General features: G+C 71.0%; 18 protein-coding genes. 13 read left to right on the top strand and 5 right to left on the bottom strand.

Features of this window, described 5'->3' with window-relative positions; genetic code table 11:
• Positions 1-3 precede the first annotated feature (3 nt).
• The 3 genes from ACFQVC_RS16255 (at position 4) to ACFQVC_RS16245 (ending at position 2,707) form a co-directional block, all read left to right on the top strand.
• Positions 4-459 carry a heat shock protein transcriptional repressor HspR gene (locus tag ACFQVC_RS16255; protein ID WP_381831138.1) on the top strand — a complete coding sequence of 152 codons (456 nt, stop codon included), beginning with the start codon at positions 4-6 and terminating at the stop codon, positions 457-459.
• A gap of 228 nt (positions 460-687) precedes the next feature.
• A complete protein-coding gene (locus tag ACFQVC_RS16250; protein ID WP_381831137.1) occupies positions 688-1,596 on the top strand; it encodes a helix-turn-helix transcriptional regulator in 909 nt (302 codons plus the stop codon).
• 7 nt (positions 1,597-1,603) lie between these two features.
• Entirely contained in the window at positions 1,604-2,707 is a 1,104-nt protein-coding gene (locus ACFQVC_RS16245; protein WP_381831136.1) for a LuxR C-terminal-related transcriptional regulator, read from the top strand.
• Here ACFQVC_RS16245 and ACFQVC_RS16240 read toward each other — a convergent pair.
• Positions 2,670-3,650 (bottom strand): helix-turn-helix transcriptional regulator, encoded by a 981-nt coding sequence (locus tag ACFQVC_RS16240; RefSeq protein WP_381831135.1) that lies wholly within the window; start codon positions 3,648-3,650, stop codon positions 2,670-2,672. The genes ACFQVC_RS16245 and ACFQVC_RS16240 overlap by 38 nt on opposite strands.
• 325 nt (positions 3,651-3,975) lie before the next feature.
• On the opposite strand from ACFQVC_RS16240, the gene ACFQVC_RS16235 reads away from it, so the two are divergent.
• Positions 3,976-4,296 (top strand): (2Fe-2S)-binding protein, encoded by a 321-nt coding sequence (locus tag ACFQVC_RS16235; protein WP_381831134.1) that lies wholly within the window; start codon positions 3,976-3,978, stop codon positions 4,294-4,296.
• A gap of 91 nt (positions 4,297-4,387) precedes the next feature.
• Here ACFQVC_RS16235 and ACFQVC_RS16230 read toward each other — a convergent pair whose 3' ends face one another.
• Positions 4,388-4,813: a pyridoxamine 5'-phosphate oxidase family protein gene (locus ACFQVC_RS16230; RefSeq protein ID WP_381831133.1), complete on the bottom strand. Its 426-nt coding sequence runs from the start codon at positions 4,811-4,813 to the stop codon at positions 4,388-4,390.
• A 149-nt stretch (positions 4,814-4,962) separates the two neighbouring features.
• On the opposite strand from ACFQVC_RS16230, the gene clpB reads away from it, so the two are divergent.
• Positions 4,963-7,548 (top strand): ATP-dependent chaperone ClpB, encoded by a 2,586-nt coding sequence (gene clpB / locus ACFQVC_RS16225; protein WP_381831132.1) that lies wholly within the window; start codon positions 4,963-4,965, stop codon positions 7,546-7,548.
• 14 nt (positions 7,549-7,562) lie between these two features.
• On the opposite strand, the gene ACFQVC_RS16220 is transcribed toward clpB, so the two are convergent.
• Positions 7,563-8,039 carry a hypothetical protein gene (locus tag ACFQVC_RS16220; RefSeq protein WP_381831131.1) on the bottom strand — a complete coding sequence of 159 codons (477 nt, stop codon included), beginning with the start codon at positions 8,037-8,039 and terminating at the stop codon, positions 7,563-7,565.
• Positions 8,040-8,145: 106 nt separating this feature from the next.
• On the opposite strand from ACFQVC_RS16220, the gene ACFQVC_RS16215 reads away from it, so the two are divergent.
• Positions 8,146-8,682, top strand: coding sequence for a type III secretion system chaperone family protein (locus ACFQVC_RS16215; protein ID WP_381831460.1), 537 nt, complete (start codon positions 8,146-8,148; stop codon positions 8,680-8,682).
• Between the two features lie 36 nt (positions 8,683-8,718).
• On the opposite strand, the gene ACFQVC_RS16210 is transcribed toward ACFQVC_RS16215, so the two are convergent.
• Both ACFQVC_RS16210 and ACFQVC_RS16205 read right to left on the bottom strand, forming a co-directional pair.
• Positions 8,719-9,915, bottom strand: a complete 1,197-nt coding sequence (locus ACFQVC_RS16210; RefSeq protein WP_381831130.1) for a glycosyltransferase family 39 protein — start codon at positions 9,913-9,915, stop codon at positions 8,719-8,721.
• A 76-nt stretch (positions 9,916-9,991) separates the two neighbouring features.
• Positions 9,992-11,191: a pyridoxal phosphate-dependent aminotransferase gene (locus ACFQVC_RS16205; RefSeq protein WP_381831129.1), complete on the bottom strand. Its 1,200-nt coding sequence runs from the start codon at positions 11,189-11,191 to the stop codon at positions 9,992-9,994.
• 135 nt (positions 11,192-11,326) lie between these two features.
• Here ACFQVC_RS16205 and ACFQVC_RS16200 point away from each other — a divergent pair, with 135 nt between their 5' ends.
• From ACFQVC_RS16200 to pyrE, 7 genes are all read left to right on the top strand, one after another.
• The gene (locus ACFQVC_RS16200) at positions 11,327-11,566 is read left to right on the top strand and encodes a hypothetical protein (protein WP_381831128.1); all 240 of its coding nucleotides are present in this window, start codon (positions 11,327-11,329) and stop codon (positions 11,564-11,566) included.
• Positions 11,567-11,728: 162 nt separating this feature from the next.
• Complete coding sequence (locus ACFQVC_RS16195) at positions 11,729-11,881, top strand: hypothetical protein (RefSeq protein WP_381831127.1); 153 nt, start codon at positions 11,729-11,731, stop codon at positions 11,879-11,881.
• A 430-nt stretch (positions 11,882-12,311) separates the two neighbouring features.
• Entirely contained in the window at positions 12,312-12,830 is a 519-nt protein-coding gene (locus ACFQVC_RS16190) for a DUF2617 family protein (protein ID WP_381831126.1), read from the top strand.
• 95 nt (positions 12,831-12,925) lie between these two features.
• Positions 12,926-14,569, top strand: coding sequence for a polyamine aminopropyltransferase (locus tag ACFQVC_RS16185; protein ID WP_381831125.1), 1,644 nt, complete (start codon positions 12,926-12,928; stop codon positions 14,567-14,569).
• An 82-nt stretch (positions 14,570-14,651) separates the two neighbouring features.
• Positions 14,652-15,665 carry an SRPBCC domain-containing protein gene (locus tag ACFQVC_RS16180; protein ID WP_381831124.1) on the top strand — a complete coding sequence of 338 codons (1,014 nt, stop codon included), beginning with the start codon at positions 14,652-14,654 and terminating at the stop codon, positions 15,663-15,665.
• A 29-nt stretch (positions 15,666-15,694) separates the two neighbouring features.
• Positions 15,695-16,486 (top strand): aldose epimerase family protein, encoded by a 792-nt coding sequence (locus ACFQVC_RS16175; RefSeq protein WP_381831123.1) that lies wholly within the window; start codon positions 15,695-15,697, stop codon positions 16,484-16,486.
• Positions 16,487-16,696: 210 nt separating this feature from the next.
• Complete coding sequence (gene pyrE, locus ACFQVC_RS16170) at positions 16,697-17,251, top strand: orotate phosphoribosyltransferase (RefSeq protein WP_381831122.1); 555 nt, start codon at positions 16,697-16,699, stop codon at positions 17,249-17,251.
• Positions 17,252-17,363: the final 112 nt, after the last annotated feature.

Here is a 17,363-nt window from a genome sequence, read left to right as displayed (position 1 = left end):
GAGATGGACGGCCGTCGTCGTAATCCGTATCAACTCACAGATGAGACGCCGGTGTACGTCATCTCGGTGGCGGCCCAGCTCTCCGGACTCCACCCGCAGACCCTGCGGCAGTACGACCGGCTCGGCCTGGTCTCCCCCGACCGCACCGCGGGCCGCGGCCGGCGCTACTCCGCCCGTGACATCGATCTGCTGCGCCAGGTGCAGCAGTTGTCGCAGGACGAGGGCATCAATCTCGCCGGGATCAAGCGCATCATCGAGCTGGAGAACCAGGTCGCCGCGCTGCAGTCCCGGGTCGCCGAACTGACGGCGGCGGTCGAGGGCGCGGCGGCGGCCATGCAGCAGCGCGAGGCGCAGGTGCACGCCTCGTACCGCCGCGACCTGGTCCCGTACCAGGACGCCCACCAGACGAGCGCCCTGGTGGTCTGGCGCCCCAAGCCCAAGCGCCCCGGCCCGGAGTAACGCTTCGCCGCTCCGTGCCCCTGAGTGATCCGTGTGAGGCCCCCGGCCCTGTGGCCGGGGGCCTCACAGGCATATCCGGACACTTTTCAGCCCCTTCTCCGTGGCGTGATCAGGGTCGTTACGGTGTTCTGGCGGAACTGGGGGTGAGATGTGGACGGGCACGAAGCGGAGCAGAGGTCGCATCGGCACGGGGCGGAGAGCCTGTGCGAGGCCGGGGAGCGCGTGTACGTGCGGGCGCTGACGGACGGGCGGATCGCCCGCGCCGAGGCCCGGGAGGCCCGCTGCCTGATCGAACTGGGACTGCTGCATCCGGATCCGGGCGACAAGGAGTGGCTGCTGCCCGTCGGGACGGGCGAGGTCATGGCACAGCTCCTGCGGGTCATGGAGGAGGATCTGGCCGCGGTGCGCAGACGTGCCGCCGCGATGGCGGAGACGGCGGAGCGGTTCATGGCCGTCGAGGCCAGGGACGTGCCGGCGAGCGACGCCGTGCGGGTACTCGAGGGGCCCGCGCGGATCGATGCCGTCGTGCGGGCCGCGGCCCGTGAGTGCGGTGCGGAGTTCCTGTCCGTCAGAGGCGGCGGGGCCCGTCGTGAACACCCCCTGGAACTCGCCCTGCCCGGGGCCCTCGACCTGCGGCGCCGCGGGGTGCGGACACGGACCATCTCCCACCATGCGGCCCGGCACGGCCACGGTGCGTCCGGCTCCCCCGACCGGCTCGGGGACATGGTGGAGGCCAGGACCCTCGACGAGGTCATCGACCGAACGATGATCTTCGACCGCAAGGTGGCCTTCGTCTCCGGCAGCCCCGACCACACCACCGTCCTGGAGATCAGGCAGCCCGAGCTGATCCGCTATCTCGTCACGGTCTTCGACCGGCTGTGGCGCCTTGCCACGCCCCTGTCCGAGCCGCTGGGGGCGCCGGGCGACATCGAGGGGCTCACCCACAGGGAACGCGCCATAGCGGCCCTTCTCGCGGAGGGCCACAACGACACGGAGGTCGCCGAGCGGCTCGGGATCAATGTGCGGACCTGCCGTCATCACATCAGCAAACTGGCGGAGGCACTCGGCAGTTCGAGCCGGGCACAGCTGGGGGTGCGGATCGCCCAGGCCGGGCTCGACGTGCCCCCGCGGGGGTGAACCGGCGATGAGCGCGGAGCGGGGACGGGAGTACGCACAGGAGTTGACGCGGATGCTGCGCGGCGTGGCGGCGGACCTCGCGGCGGCACGGCGGCGCACGGCCGCGCTCGCGGACACCGCGGCACGGCTGATGGGTGTGACGGGCGAGCCGGTCTCCATCAGTGAGGGGGTGCGGACCGGCGCGGGAATCCGGGTCCTTGAGGGCAAGGCCCGTATCCAGCCTGCCGTCGACGAGGCCATCGCCGGGTGCCGGGAGGAGTTCCTCTCCGTCAAGGCCGGCGGTGTGCGCTCCGAGAGCGAGCTGGAGTACGCCCTGCCCAGGGCCCTGGACCTGCAGCGGCGCGGGGTGCGCACGCGCACCCTCTACAACCACACGGCCCGCCACGGCCACGGTCTCGCCGTCTACATGGAGCAGTTGGAGCGCTCGGTGGAGGTGCGCACCCTCGACGAGGTGCCCGACCGGCTGCAGTTGTGCGACCGGACGGTCGCGTTCCTGGCGGGCAACGCCGACAACACGGTGGCCCTCGAGGTGCGCCAGCCCGAGCTCGTGCGGTATCTCGTCACCGCTTTCGACTGTCTGTGGCGGCTCGCCGTGCCCTTGAGCGAGCCGCTTCCGCTGATGAGCGACATCGCCGGGATCACCCACCGGGAGCGGGCCATAGCGGCGCTGCTCGCCGACGGTCACACCGACACGGAGGTCGCCGAGCGGCTCGGGATCAATGTGCGGACCTGCCGTCATCACATCGGCAAACTGGCCGAGGCGCTCGGCAGTTCGGGCCGGACCCAGCTCGGGGTGCGGATCGCCCGGGCAGGGCTTCATATCCCGCCGCGGGTCACCGGTCACTTCCCGCCGGAGACCGCCGGATCGCCCCCGCCGGAGGCTGCCGGATCGCCCCCGCCGGAGGCCGCCGGTTCGCCCCCGCCGGAGGCTGCCGGATCGCCCCCGCCGGAGGCTGCCGGATCGCCCCCGCCGGAGGCCGCCGGACCGCCCCCGCCGGAGGCCGCCGGATCGCCCCCGCCGGAGGCCGCCGGACCGCCCCCGCCGGAGGCCGCCGGTGCCGACCCGTCGACGGCTACTGGTCCTCCTCCAGAATCCCCGACTGGGCGATGAGATAGCCGAGTTGGGCCCGGCTGCCGCTGCCGAGGGCGGCCGCGAGCTTGGCGATGTGGGAGCGGCAGGTGCGTACGTTCATGCCGAGGCGGCGGGCGATGGCCTCGTCGACATGGCCCTCGATGAGCAGCCTGGCGATGGAGCGCTGGACGCCCGTGATGCCCTCGGTCTTGAGGTCGTAGGGAATCTCCTCCCGTATCGGCACGGCCAGATTCCAGAACTGGTCGAAGACGCCGACGAGATAGGCGACCAGGCCGGGGTGGCGGAGTTCCAGGGCCACTTGGCGGTCGCTGCGGGCGGGGATGAAGGCCACTTCGCGGTCGACGACGATGAGCCGGTCGATGATCTCCTCGAGCGTGCGCACCTCCACCTCGGGGCCCACCTGGTCGAGGTAGGTCAGGGTGAGCTCGGTGTGCCGTGCCGTGTGCTGGTACAGCGTGCGCATCTGGATGCCGCGGCCCAGGAGCGGCTGCACCCGGTTGAGGCCCTTGCTGAGGGCTCCCGCGTCGCGGCCGCCGCCCGGCTGGACGGTGAGCAGCTCGTACGAACAGCCCGCCACCACACGGTCGAGGGAGGCGTTGATTCTGCTGAGCCCTTCCAGCACAGTGATGGCGTGCGTGGTGGGCGGATCCAGGGCGCTGATGGCCATGAATGGCTCGAACACGTCGGACAGTTCGACGACGGTCCGCCTACGCTCCAGGATCTCTCTCTCGATGGGCTGGAGCAGTTGCGCGAGAGCCGCGGACGGCGGCGTGGGACGCAGCCAGTCGGTGTCGTCCGGGTCCGGGTGGAGCAGCGCCAAGTCGAGAAGGCAGGGCGCACCGTACACCTCTGACCGGGCTATTCGCCCCGTGCGCAGGGCACTCGCATAGAGCTTGGAGCCCTCCTCGCACAGTGCCGCAGGCGTATGAGGGTGGCCCGATTCGTTCATCTTTATCTGCATCTGTGCACCCCCAGGCTCCTGCATCTCAGGAACATGATGCATGGAGCCAGTGGTGCAAGCACAAAGACTGAGCCATCGTCTTTGCTGCGGGGGTCAAAAGGCGAAGCCAACAAGTGAGGTTGCTCGGTGATGACCAAGAAGCTCATGCGCACAGTGGTAGCCGGTGTGTTCGTCGCCGCTGCCGCGGTGGGGATCCTGGGTCAAGCAACTGGCCAGCCGACGGAGCGAGAGCAGGTTGTGCAGGTGGCGGCACCTGGAGACCCAAGCTGGGACATAGCCGCCGAGTCGATGTCACTGCCTGGTGACCCGAGCTGGGGCTGAGGAAATGACTGTCCCCGAAGACACCCGCTTCCGCCGTGAAATGGCCACCGCCTACCGCTCCGGGTGGCACTTCATCGACCTCGTCACGGCTCTTCCGGGCCCCGGCGATTCGTTGATGGTCACCCTCTTCGGTGAGCCGATCGTCGTCGTACGCGATGAGGAGGACGACGACGTACGGGCCTTCCGCTGTCTGCGTAAACCCCGTGGGGCGCCGCAGCCGGTGCGATGTGCCATTCGTTACGGAATGATCTTTGTGAACCTCGATCAGCGTGACCATGAGCTGGTCGAACCGGAAACCATCCCCGCCACCCCCCGCAGTGCCTGACGCGATTCCCCCGTCGTTAAAGATCGCCCAGGCGCTTCCCCCCGCAGCGGCGCCACCGTGAACCTGAATCACGGTGGCGCCGCTGTGCGTTTCAGGCCGGATCCCCGGCAAGGCCGCGGTTGCCCAGGGCGCGGCTGAGCGTGATCTCGATCAGTACCCGGTCCGGGTTGGGGGACGGGGTGCGGCCGTAGCGTTCCGCGTAGCGGCGTTCCGCTTCCGCGACGGCCTCCGCCTCCACACACACCCGGGCCCGGCCCTCAAGCGTGGCCCACCGGCGCCCGTCGACCTGGCACACGGCGGCCGCGGCGCCGTTCGCGCCCCCCGCCAGGATGTTGCCGACCTTGGTGCTGGCTTTGTCCGCGATGATCCGGGCGAGCCCGGCCGCCGGGTCGTAGGTGACGCCGACGGGCACCACATGCGGGCTGCCGTCGGGGCGCAGCGTCGTCAAGGTGCACAGGTGGCGCTCACGCCAGAAGCTGAGATAGGCGGGAGCGGGATCGCGCGGGTCGAGGGCCATGACCCGGAATCTAACGCCGGGCCCATGGGCACCCGAACTTCGCCCCCCACGGGCTCGCCCGTATCACCTTGAGTGGAATAGACTCAACTTTGTGCACGTTGGAAGGGTCAGTGTGCGACAAAAGCGGAGACCAAGGAGGTAGCGCGCACGTGGATGCCGAGCTGACGAACCGGAGCCGGGATGCGATCAATGCGGCCACCAGCCGGGCTGTGTCCGAAGGGCACCCGGATCTGACGCCGGCGCATCTGCTGCTCGCCCTGCTCGAGGGCCAGGACAACGAGAACATCACCGACCTGCTCGCCGCCGTGGACGCGGACCAGGCCGCCATCCGTCAGGGCGCGGAGAAGGTTCTGGCCGCGCTGCCCAGCGTGACCGGTTCGACGGTCGCGCCCCCGCAGCCCAACCGTGAGCTGCTCGCCGCGATCAACGACGCCGCGCAGCGCGCCAAGGACCTGGGCGACGACTATCTCTCCACCGAGCATCTGCTCATCGGCATCGCCGCCAAGGGCGGCCAGGCCGCGGACGTACTGAAGGAACAGGGCGCGAGTGACAAGAAGCTGCTTGAGGCGTTCGGCGAGGCCAGGGGAGGACGCCGCGTGACCACCCCCGACCCCGAGGGTCAGTACAAGGCCCTGGAGAAGTTCGGCACCGATTTCACGGCTGCCGCCCGAGAGGGCAAGCTCGACCCCGTCATCGGCCGTGACCAGGAGATCCGCCGGGTCGTCCAGGTCCTGTCGCGGCGCACGAAGAACAACCCGGTGCTCATCGGTGAGCCCGGCGTCGGCAAGACCGCCGTCGTCGAGGGCCTCGCCCAGCGGATCGTGAAGGGCGATGTGCCGGAGTCCCTGCGGGACAAGCGGCTCGTCTCGCTCGACCTGGGCGCGATGGTGGCGGGCGCCAAGTACCGCGGTGAGTTCGAGGAGCGGCTCAAGACCGTGCTCTCCGAGATCAAGGAGAGCGACGGCCAGATCATCACGTTCATCGACGAGCTGCACACGGTCGTGGGCGCGGGCGCCGGCGGTGACTCCGCCATGGACGCCGGCAATATGCTCAAGCCGATGCTCGCCCGCGGTGAGCTGCGCATGGTGGGCGCCACGACCCTGGACGAGTACCGCGAGCGGATCGAGAAGGACCCGGCCCTGGAGCGCCGCTTCCAGCAGGTCCTGGTGGCCGAGCCGAGCGTCGAGGACTCCATCGCGATCCTGCGCGGCCTCAAGGGGCGCTACGAAGCCCATCACAAGGTGCAGATCGCGGACTCCGCGCTCGTGGCCGCCGCGACGCTCTCCGACCGTTACATCACCTCGCGCTTCCTTCCGGACAAGGCCATCGACCTGGTCGACGAGGCCGCGTCCCGGCTCCGTATGGAGATCGACTCGTCCCCGGTCGAGATCGACGAACTCCAGCGCTCCGTCGACCGGCTGAAGATGGAAGAGCTGGCCCTGAGCAAGGAGACCGACCAGGCGAGCAAGGAGCGACTCGACAAGCTGCGCCGTGATCTCGCCGACAGGGAAGAGGAGTTGCGCGGTCTGACCGCGCGCTGGGAGAAGGAGAAGACCTCCCTCAACCGCGTCGGTGAGCTCAAGGAGAAGCTCGACGAGCTGCGCGGTCAGGCCGAACGCGCCCAGCGCGACGGCGACTTCGACACCGCGTCCAAGCTCCTGTACGGCGAGATCCCCACTCTGGAGCGCGAACTCCAGGAGGCCTCCGAGGCCGAGGAGGAAGTCGCCAAGGACACCATGGTCAAGGAGGAGGTCGGGCCCGACGACATCGCGGACGTGGTCGGCTCCTGGACCGGCATCCCCGCCGGGCGCCTCCTCGAGGGCGAGACGCAGAAGCTCCTGCGCATGGAGGACGAGCTCGGCCGGCGCCTGATCGGCCAGACCGAGGCCGTGCGCGCGGTGTCGGACGCGGTGCGCCGCACGCGCGCCGGGATCGCCGACCCCGACCGGCCCACCGGGTCCTTCCTGTTCCTCGGCCCGACCGGTGTCGGCAAGACCGAACTGGCCAAGGCGCTCGCGGACTTCCTCTTCGACGACGAGCGGGCGATGGTCCGTATCGACATGAGCGAGTACGGCGAGAAGCACTCCGTCGCGCGTCTGGTCGGCGCCCCTCCCGGCTATGTCGGGTACGAGGAGGGCGGCCAGCTCACCGAGGCCGTCCGCCGCCGCCCGTACAGCGTGGTCCTGCTCGACGAGGTGGAGAAGGCGCACCCCGAGGTCTTCGACGTCCTGCTGCAGGTGCTCGACGACGGCCGTCTCACCGACGGCCAGGGGCGGACGGTGGACTTCCGCAACACCATCCTGATCCTCACCTCCAACCTGGGCAGCCAGTACCTCGTGGAGCCGCTCACCTCGGAGGAGGAGAAGAAGCAGCAGGTCCTGGAGGTCGTACGGGCCTCGTTCAAGCCGGAGTTCCTCAACCGGCTCGACGACCTGGTGGTCTTCTCGGCCCTCACCAAGGACGAGCTCCAGCACATCGCGGGGCTCCAGATCGACCGCCTCGCACGCCGGCTCGCCGAGCGCCGGCTCACCCTGGACGTCACCCCCGGGGCCCTTGCCTGGCTGGCCGACGAGGGCAACGACCCGGCGTACGGCGCGCGCCCGCTGCGCCGCCTGGTGCAGACCGCGATCGGCGACCGCCTCGCCAAGGAGATCCTCTCCGGCGAGGTCAAGGACGGCGACACGGTCCGGGTGGACGTGGCCGGTGACGGACTGCTCGTGGGGCCCGCGCAGTGAGTGCCTGAGCTGCTTCAGGTACTGAAGGCCGACAGACGTACGAGGGCGGTGTCACCGTCCTCGTACGTCACGTCGATCCGCACCCCGTGGACCGAGGAGCCCGCCGTGCCGTGCTCGAAGTCCTGTCTCAGACACAGATCGGTCCCCTCGCCGCAGGACGCGGTGTCCAGATCGCCGTCCGGGTAGGTGCTGCTCAGCCAGGAGCGTGCGTCCGCCCGCGGCATCCGGAAGGTGCCGCTCGCCTGGTCGTCCATCCAGTTGTGGAACTCGCAGTCCTGGTCGGTGACTTGATCGGGCAGAGAGCCGTTCGCGTAGGCCATCGCCTGCCCGCAGCTGATGTCGGAGCCGGTGAGGAACGGGTCGTCGCCGCCGTTCGCGACGTACAGGATCACGAGCCACACCACGTAGCCGACGAAGGCCACCGCGACCACCAGACAGATCCCCCACATACCCCACAGCAGCCGACGCGGTCCCCGCCCCATGGTCGCCATGCGGCCAGATCATGTCAGCCCGCAGCGGATCGCCTCCGCAGGGGGTTGCGGGTACCCGCCGTCGATGGTGGAGGATGGGCGCAATCCGTACGAAGGGAAATACACGGTGAGCATCGACCCGTCCTCGATTCCGAACTTCGGGGGCCAGCCAGAACCGCAGGCCGCAGGACCGGCGGGCCCCGTCGTCCCCGATCAGGACCTGGTGAAGCAGCTCCTGGATCAGATGGAGCTCAAGCACGTCGTCGACGACGAGGGCGACCTCGCGGCGCCGTGGGAGGACTTCCGCACGTACTTCATGTTCCGTGGCGAGGGTGACCAGCAGGTCTTCTCGGTCCGGACGTTCTATGACCGGCCGCACCCGGTCGAGGCCAAGGCACAGATCCTGGACGCGGTGGACGACTGGAACCGCCGCACCCTGTGGCCCAAGGTCTACACCCACACCCACGAGGAGGAGGGCGCCGAGACGACCGTCCGCGTCGTGGGTGAGGCGCAGATGCTGATCGGCACCGGCGTCAGCCTCGAGCACTTCGTCTCGTCGACGGTGAGCTGGGTGCGCGCCGCCATCGAGTTCGACCGCTGGCTGGTTGAGCACCTCGGCCTGGTCGAGGAAGTCGATTCGGCGGAGAAGCCGGACGAGGAGTAGTCACCCTCCGGGCGCCCAGTGGGCACCCTGCGCGTGTCATAGAGGCATACGGGCAAGCGTCACCAGATACGTCCCGTAGCCGAGGGAGAGCCCGGCCAGGGCCGCCACCACCAGCGTGGCGTGCACCGGCCGGGCTTTCGCCGTTCTGGCCAGGGCCCGCGCGAGGGGGATGAGCAGCGGAAACGCGGGCAGCAGGAAGCGCGGCTTGGACTCGAAGAAGCCGGAGCCGCCGACCGCGATGAGCAGCAGCACACCGCTGTAGACGAGCAGCGGCAGCGGGGCGCGGTCGGCGGCGAGCAGCGCGAAGAGCAGCAGCGCGGCGCCGACCAGGGCCAGGGTGACGGGGAAGACGAGGCGGTCGCCGTCGAGCAGCAGATGCTTGATGAACGCGAGATTGCCGAGGCCGAAGTCGAAGCGGGAGCCCCAGCCGCGCTGCACGGCGAAGTAGCCGCCGAGCGGATCGCCCTTGCGCAGGCCGACCCACAGCACGTAGCCGCCCCAGCCGAGCGGCGCGAGCATGGCACCCGCCCACAGCCGGCCCGGCACTTTTCCGCGCCGCTTCCACAGCTCGTACGCCGCCGCCGCGCCGACCGCCGCGGCCACCGCGAAGCCGTTGGGCCGCGAGAGGCCGGCGAGGGCGGCCAGCGAACCCGCCCACAGCCAGCGGCCGCTGAGCACCGCGTACAGGGACCAGGCGGCGAAGGCGGTGAGCACCGGCTCCGTATAGGCCATGGAAAGCACCACGGAGTGCGGCATGAGGCCCCACAGGAGGACCAGGAAGGCGCCGGTGGTGCGGCCGTGCAGGCGTCGGCCGATCACGTAGAGGCCCCAGGCGGCGGCCGCCGCGGCGAGCCAGGAGATCAGCAGTCCCGCGGCGCCGCCGGACAGCGGGAAGGCGGCGGTGAGCCCGCGCACGAGGCCCGGGTAGAGCGGGAAGAAGGCGAGGTCGCTGTGGATGACACCGGGCTCGAAGTGGAGGGTGCGGCCGTAGCCGTGGGCGGCGATGCCCGTGTACCACTCGGAGTCCCAGGAGCCGCCGAGCAGTTCGAAGGTGTCCTGGTCCGTACGGCGGGCCGCGAGCGCCACCGTGACCATGCCGGTGAGCCGCGCCACGGCGAACAGGCCGAGCGCGGTCACGGCGGTGGGCAGGCGCTCCGCATGCCGGACGAACTGGGCGCGGGCGCGGGCCCTGGGTGAGGGAACGGAGGCGGTGGCAAGGTGCGGCTGGCTCACAACCGAACCCTGCGGCCCGCACGGGACGGGCGCGAGCGGGCGCACCCGAGTGGGGGTCAAAGCGACATCGGGCGGGCTACTCCTGCCGCGCGGGCGCCAGCGACTTGAGGCGGACAACGGCCTCTTCCAGTATGGAAAGGCGCTTGCAGAAGGCGAACCGGACGAAGGGCGCGCCCTCGTCGCGGTGGTCGTAGAACACGGCGTTGGGGATCGCCACGACCCCGGTCCGCTCCGGCAGCGCCCGGCAGAACGCGAAACCGTCGCTCTCGCCGAGCGGGCGGATGTCGGTGGTGATGAAGTACGTGCCGGCCGGGCGGTGCACCGTGAAGCCCGCGTCCGTGAGGCCCGCCGCAAGCAGATCGCGCTTGGCCCGCAGATCGTCCCGCAGGTCCGTGTAGTACGTCTCGGGCAGTGCGAGCGCCTCCGCGACCGCGTACTGGAACGGCCCGGCGGAGACATAGGTGAGGAACTGCTTGGCGGAGCGCACCGCCGTCACGAGCTCCGGCGCGGCCGTCACCCAGCCGACCTTCCAGCCCGTGAACGAGAACGTCTTCCCGGCCGACGAGATCGTGACCGTGCGCTCGCGCATCCCGGGGAAGGACGCGAGCGGCACGTGCTCGCCGTCGAAGACCAGATGCTCGTAGACCTCGTCGGTGACCACGAGCAGATCGCGCTCCACGGCGAGCGCGGCGATCTCGGCGAGCTCGGCGCGGGTCAGGACCGTGCCCGTCGGGTTGTGCGGGGTGTTGAGGAGCAGCAGCCGGGTGCGGTCGGTGACGGCGTCGCGCAGCTCGTCGAGGTCGAGGTGAAAGGCGCCGTCCTTGGGGCGCAGGGTGACCGGCACCCGGGTGCCGCCGGCGAGGGCGATGCTCGCGGCGTACGAGTCGTAGTACGGCTCGAGGGCGATCACCTCGTCGCCCGGCTCGACCAGGGCGAGCAGCGACGCGGCGATGGCCTCGGTGGCGCCGGCCGTGACCAGGACCTCCGTGTCCGGGTCGTAGGCCAGGCCGTATCCGCGCTGCTGGTGCGCGGCGATCGCGGTGCGCAGCTCGGGGATGCCGGGGCCCGGCGGGTACTGGTTGCCGCGGCCGTCGCGCAGGGCGCGCACCGCGGCCTCCCTGATCTCCTCGGGCCCGTCGGTGTCCGGGAAGCCCTGACCGAGGTTGATCGCCCCGGTCCGCAGCGCGAGCGCCGACATCTCGGCGAAGATCGTGGTGCCGAACTCGGCCAGGCGGCGGTTGAGGAGCGGACGCGGTGTGCGGGGCGCGGAGGTCATGGGCGTCATCCTCCGCCGAACCTCTGGACTTCCTCAACTCTGCTTTCGGCTCGCCTCACTCCGGGGATCTCCCTTCCACGACACAAGGTCACAAAGGAGCGGCCGATCGCTTCGGGGGAACGAAAGGAGAAGGTCATGGAGATCTTCTACGTAGTGCTGGCTCTGGTGGTTCTGTTCGCCGGCATCCGGTTGGTCACGGGCTCGGGCGGCTCGGGCGGGGGTTCGTACAGCGGCTCCGGCGGCTCGAGCGGGAACGGCGGCTGGTGGGCCGGCGGCAGTGACGGCGGCGGTGGCAGCTGCGGCGGCGGCTCGTCCTCCTGCGGGGGCGGCGGTGGCGGTGGTGGCGGCTGCGGCGGTGGCGGCGGGGGCTGCTGAACCAGCCGGGGCGGGCGGGCCCACCGCGCCCTGTGCGGCGGTTGAGCCCGAACCTCTGGACTTCCTCAACTCAGCTTTGACGTCCGGCAGTCGGGGGCATCCCCCTGGCACCCGAATCGGGGGATCCGGGGGAACGGAGATCGGGGGAAGGGGGTGGGGATCATGGTGTTCGGCATTGTTTTCGCGGCCGTCATCACGGTCTTCATAGTGGGTCTGCTCGGCGCGGCGGTGAACGCGACCCGCCCACGTGCCCAGGCGCGTGGCAGCCGCGATGTGCACACGAAGAGCTCGGGCGGCTGCGGCGGAGGCAGCTGACACGGGGCAGCTGGTCCTCGCAGCATCTGCCAGTGGCGTATTCACCTCGGCAGCTGCCCTGCTCAGGCGCCCGGCGGGAGTCAACTCCCGCCGGGCGCCTCGTCGTTGGGGCCTGCGGGGCATGGGTTCCCGAAGGTGGGGTACGCGAGGGCCGGATGGGTGACGGACGACCGGAGGCGGTTTATCCGGTCCTGTTTGGGTGAGTTGAGAACAGGTGAACTGTGGGGCCCTCGGGGGGATGGAAACCCTACGAAGTTGGGTAAAAACGCTGTGGCACCGCTCCCGTTCATGATTCCCTCTTATCCATCAACGCAGCCCTCGGACGACTCGTGGGCAGTCAGCCGGTGTTCCCCTTCCATTGGTGCGCCTTCCGGTGCATCGTGCAGGACCGCCATGGCTCAACCTCCACTGCATGCCCCGGAGCCGACCCATGCTCACGACGCTCAAGACCTCCTACACCGACACGCGCGCGGCCGACCTCGCCTGGGCCCTCGGCCGCGAGCCGCTGCCCGCACTGGCCGTCCTCGACCTCGAACTGGCAGACGCACAGGTGCAGTTGAGACTCCTCGGCGCCTCCCATCAGGTTCTGCTCGAACAGGACCAGGGCAGTTGTTCGGAAACCGTCGCCTGCATCCCCGGCAGCAGCACACCCCTGCCGCTCGGTGTCGCCAAGCGCATGGGCGACTGGGAGTACGAATTCGCCGCCCGGGTGGAAACCCTCTCGCCGGGCTCCTTCGCGGGCCGCGCCCAGGAGTTGCTCGCCCTCGTCTCCGACCACCCCAACGGCCTCGCGGGGGTCTTTCCCGGCAGCCCGCATGCCTTCACCGCGATGCTGGTGCAGCGCCATGAAGGTCAAGTCCACTGGCGTACCTGGCACGCGTACCCCCAGGAGGGCCAACTCGTAGCCACCAGAACACGTGTGGGTGTCCGCCTGCCCGCGCCCGCCTGAGCTTGTCCGACGCGCCGTGGTACGCCTGCCCCGGCGGCCTTTTGCACACGTGTGGGTGACTGGATGGGCATGGGCGGTGACGTAGCGTTCCCACCGTGATCGAACCGTCGCTGCCCGTGCCGTCCGGCGCTCCGCCGACAGCGGAGCCGCAGGGCGCGGCGGTGCTGCCCGTATCCCCCCGCACCGGCCGCTTCCTGGTCCTCGCGGGCGTCTTCATCTGCGCGGCCTGCGGACTGGTGTACGAACTCGAACTCGTCGCCCTGGCCTCGTACTTGATGGGCGATTCGGTCACCCAGGCCTCCGTGGTGCTCTCCGTCATGGTCTTCGCCATGGGGGTCGGCTCGCTGCTCGCCAAGCGGCTGCGCTGCCGTGCCGCCGCCGGCTTCGGCGCGGTCGAGGCGGCCCTCGCGCTGGTCGGCGGCTGCAGCGCCATGGCCCTGTACGCCGGGTTCGTATGGGGCGGCGAGACCCGGGCGCTCCTGGTCGCCTTCTCACTCGCCATCGGTGTCCTCATCGGTGCCGAAGTCCCCTTGCTGATGACCCTGATCCAGCGCATCCGGCGCCAGGACGCGGGCGGCGCGGTCGCCGATCTGTTCGCCGCCGACTACGTGGGCGCGCTCGTCGGCGGCCTCGCCTTCCCGTTTCTGCTGCTCCCGCTGCTCGGCCAGCTCACCGGCGCGCTGCTCACCGGCGCGATCAACGCGATCGCGGGCGGCGCCCTCGTGCTCTGGCTGTTCCGCCGCGACCTGACCCGGCGCAGCCGCTGGCTGCTGCTCGGCGCCAACCTCGCCGTGCTCGGCACGCTCGCCGCCCTCGCGGCCGAGGTGGAGAGCTTCGAGAAGGCCGCACGGCACGCGGTGTACGGCGCCGACGTACGGGTCGCGCTGCAGACCGACGTCCAGGAGGTCGTCCTCACCGGCGGCGGGCAGGGCCCCCTCAACCTCTATCTCGACGGCCGGCTGCGGGTCAGCGGCGGCGACGAGCACCGCTACCACGAGGCCCTCGTCCACCCCGCCATGCGCGGCCCGCACGCCCGGGTCCTGATCCTCGGCGGCGGCGACGGCCTGGCCGCCCGCGAAGTCCTCGCCCACTCCGGGGTCCGCCGTGTCGACCTGGTCGAACTCGACGCCGAAGTCGTCGAGTTGGCCCGCTCCGACGCCGCGCTCAGCGCCCTCAACCGGCAGGCGTTCGACGACCCGCGGCTGCATGTCGTCCACGATGACGCCTTCCGCTGGCTGCGCTCGACCGGCGGCGGCCCACGGGGCCCGGCGTACGACGTGGTGATCTCCGATCTGCCCGACCCCGGCATCACCGAGTCCACCAAGCTCTACTCCCAGGAGTTCTTCGGCCTCGCCGCCCGCGCCCTCGCCCCCGGCGGCCGGCTCGTCGTACACGCCGGCTCCGCGACCCGCCCGCGGGTCTTCTGGACGGTCGACGCCAGTGTCCGTGCCGCCGGCCTGAGCACCGTGCCGTACTGCGCACAGGGCCGGCTCGCCGGTTTCGCCGCCGGACCCGACCGTGCCCTCGACAGCGCCCGCGCACCCCGCGACTGGGCCTTCCTGCTCGCCGCCCGCACCCCGCCCGCCCTCACCCTCGACGACCGCCCCGCCCGGCGCGCCCTCACCCCGGCGGCCCTGCACGCGGGCGCCCGCGCGGTGGAGCGCACCCGCATCCAGGGCCTCGCCCCGTCGACCCTGGTGCATCCGCGCTATGCGCACGGTGTGGTGCCGGAGGGCTGAGTCCGGCGGCGGAACGGCCGACGGTGCCGAAAGTGTGGATACGCGGGTGCGCCCGGCGATCCCCTGGGTAGGCTCGGCTGACATGGAGCATGAGGTGTTCGTTCCGGTGGAGGCAGAGCCCCTGCGGCAGGCGCTCGGTGACGCGGCTCGCGTCGCCCGCAGCATCCCGGGGCTCCAGCGCGATGCGAACGAGGGGGCGGCGCCCCTCGCGGGCCGTCTCAAGGTGCGCATCGCGGGGCACACGATCACCTACCGGGGCGCGCTGCGGGTGACCGAGGACTCCGGGCACTCCGGACCGGCCTTCGCCGTGACGGGCGAGGCGTCCGAGGTACGGGGCTCGGGCACCGTGGAACTCGCCCTGAACGTACGGCTGTTGGCGGCCGACGGCGGTACCCGCCTGGTGTACTCCGGCACCGGCAAGGGCGACGGACGGGTCGCGGACCTCGAATCCTCCGCCGTGGAGTCGGCTGTGCAGCGGCTGCTGAACCGTTTCTCGGAGAGCCTGGGACGGGCGGTGGAGCCGGCGCCCGAGCCTGGCGGGGCGAAGGCGGGAGCCGCGGAGGCGGCAGCCGCTCCCGAAGCCGAGACCGAGTCCCAGTCCGAGTCCGAGACCGAGGCTGAGTCCGAGACCGAGGCTGAGGCTGAGGCTGCGACCGAGGCTGAGTCCGAGACCGAGGCTGAGGCTGCGACCGAGCCTGCCGTCGAATCCTCCGCCACCGAGGGGCACTCCGAGGGGACCGCGACCGCCGGGGACCCCGCACCCGAGCCCGCGGACCCCGAAGCCCCCGGCCCGGAGCGCACCTCCGTCTTCGAGACCGCGGTGCCGCCCTCCTCGCTCGACCCGGACCCGTTCCACGAGGACGCCGGTGACGAAACGTTTATCGCGCCGCCCGCCGAGGCCGCCCACGCCCGCCGCACGATGATCGGGCGCAGCGCCGAGGAGGTCGACCACGCACCGCCCCGCGGACGGTATGCGCCGGTGCCGGCGCCGCAGGCCTCGACCGCCACCGACACCCTGCGCTGGGCGGCGCCCGCGGCGGCCCTGGTGCTCGCATCGGCGATCGTCGTCGGCCGGGTTCTGCGCCGCCGTAAGTAGCGGGCGGCCACCTCAGTAAGGTCGGGAGCGTGACTACACAGGACACCACGACCCTGACGGCGGGCGACGCGGAACTGACGGTGCAGACCTGGAACGGCTGCCGTATCGGGAGCCTGCGCATCGGCGGCACCGAAGTGCTGCGCCAGGGCGACCACTACGGCTCGTTCGTGATGGCCCCGTGGTGCGGCCGTACCGAGAACGGGCAGTTCAGGAATGGCGGCAAGGTCCACCACCTGCCCGTGAACAACCCGCCGCACGCCATCCACGGCACCGTCAGGGACCAGGCCTGGCGCACGGTGCGCACCAGCGCGACCGAGGCGTCGTTCACCTACGACCTGACCGAGCCCTGGCCCTACAGCGGCCGTGTCACGCAGCTCTTCGAGCTGAGCGAGAACGCGCTGACGGTCCGGATGGGCCTGGAGACATACGCCGACTCCTTCCCGGCGCAGCTCGGCTGGCACCCCTGGTTCAACCGCAGCCTCGGCGGCGAGGACGTCACGCTGTCCTTCGACGCGGCCTGGCAGGAAGAGCGGGGCGAGGACCATCTGCCCACCGGCAAGCGCATCGCTCCGCTGCCCGGGCCCTGGGACGACTGCTTCGGCATGCCCGACGGCGTCGACGTCACGCTCACCTGGCCGGGGCAGCTGGAGCTGAAGGTCGCCGGTCCCGAGCAGTGGGTCGTCATCTACGACGAACAGCCCGAGGCGGTCTGCGTGGAGCCCCAGACGGGCCCGCCCAACGGCCTCAACACCCAGCCCCGCCTGGTCACGCCCATCGAGCCGCTGGAGGCGGAGATGCGCTGGGAGTGGCGAACCCTGTAGCGCACCGTCACTGCTGCGTACCGTCACGGGGGCTGCGCCCCGGGCCCCCGGAGTCGCCCTCCGGGCTCCGTCCTCAATCTCCCCCAGCTACCGCTGGGAGGTGCCCCCGGACGGGCTCAAAATTGAGCCCGTCCGGCGATTGAGGACACCGGGCCCGGGGCGGAGCCCCGTGACGGTGGGCACCGGTAGCGGCCGCTTAAGCTGGCAGTCATGAGTGACGTACGCGGCGCGCTGCTGCAGCAGATCAAGGACAAGGCCGTGGTGCACGGCAAGGTGACCCTCTCCTCGGGGATCGAGGCCGACTACTACGTCGACCTGCGCCGCATCACCCTCGACGGCGAGGCCGCCCCCCTGGTCGGGCAGGTGCTGCTCGACCTGGCCGCGGACGCGGGCCTCGACTTCGACGCCGTGGGCGGCCTGACCATGGGCGCCGACCCCGTCGCCGCGTCGATGCTGCACGCCGCCGCGGCCCGCGGCCGCCGCCTCGACGCCTTCGCCGTCCGCAAGGAGGCCAAGGCACACGGCCTGCAGCGCCGCGTCGAGGGCCCGGACATCAAGGGCCGCCGGGTGCTCGTCGTCGAGGACACCTCCACCACCGGCGGCTCACCGCTGACCGCCGTGGAGGCGGTGCGCGAGGCCGGGGCCGAGGTCGTCGGCGTCGCGACGATCGTGGACCGGGCCACGGGTGCCGACGAGAAGATCCGTGCGGGCGCCGGAGTGCCCTATCTCTTCGCGTACTCGAAGGACGAGCTCGGCCTCGACTGAAACCCTGGGGGGCCGGGGAAAGACCGGGGGAGCCGGAGGAGGGCTTGAAGGGACCTAGGTCCCTTCAAGCGCAGGACTCGGTCGGCTGGAGCAATCCCGCAAGTCTGGAAAG

Origin of the sequence: Streptomyces monticola (genome assembly GCF_042665355.1) — a bacterium.
Taxonomy (GTDB): Bacteria; Actinomycetota; Actinomycetes; order Streptomycetales; family Streptomycetaceae; genus Streptomyces; species Streptomyces monticola.
Note: the sequence above shows the minus strand (reverse complement) of the source record. Positions and strands in the feature narration are given on the sequence as shown.

Coding starts and splice junctions, on each gene's coding strand:
- pyrE (WP_381831122.1), top strand. CDS start 16,697: ATGAGTGACGTACGCGGCGCGCTGCTGCAGCAGATCAAGGACAAGGCC.
- ACFQVC_RS16205 (WP_381831129.1), bottom strand. CDS start 11,191: ATGACCTCCGCGCCCCGCACACCGCGTCCGCTCCTCAACCGCCGCCTG.
- ACFQVC_RS16230 (WP_381831133.1), bottom strand. CDS start 4,813: ATGGCCCTCGACCCGCGCGATCCCGCTCCCGCCTATCTCAGCTTCTGG.
- ACFQVC_RS16195 (WP_381831127.1), top strand. CDS start 11,729: ATGGTGTTCGGCATTGTTTTCGCGGCCGTCATCACGGTCTTCATAGTG.
- ACFQVC_RS16220 (WP_381831131.1), bottom strand. CDS start 8,039: ATGGCGACCATGGGGCGGGGACCGCGTCGGCTGCTGTGGGGTATGTGG.
- ACFQVC_RS16240 (WP_381831135.1), bottom strand. CDS start 3,650: ATGCAGATAAAGATGAACGAATCGGGCCACCCTCATACGCCTGCGGCA.
- ACFQVC_RS16235 (WP_381831134.1), top strand. CDS start 3,976: ATGACTGTCCCCGAAGACACCCGCTTCCGCCGTGAAATGGCCACCGCC.
- ACFQVC_RS16245 (WP_381831136.1), top strand. CDS start 1,604: ATGAGCGCGGAGCGGGGACGGGAGTACGCACAGGAGTTGACGCGGATG.
- ACFQVC_RS16255 (WP_381831138.1), top strand. CDS start 4: ATGGACGGCCGTCGTCGTAATCCGTATCAACTCACAGATGAGACGCCG.
- ACFQVC_RS16190 (WP_381831126.1), top strand. CDS start 12,312: ATGCTCACGACGCTCAAGACCTCCTACACCGACACGCGCGCGGCCGAC.
- ACFQVC_RS16200 (WP_381831128.1), top strand. CDS start 11,327: ATGGAGATCTTCTACGTAGTGCTGGCTCTGGTGGTTCTGTTCGCCGGC.
- ACFQVC_RS16180 (WP_381831124.1), top strand. CDS start 14,652: ATGGAGCATGAGGTGTTCGTTCCGGTGGAGGCAGAGCCCCTGCGGCAG.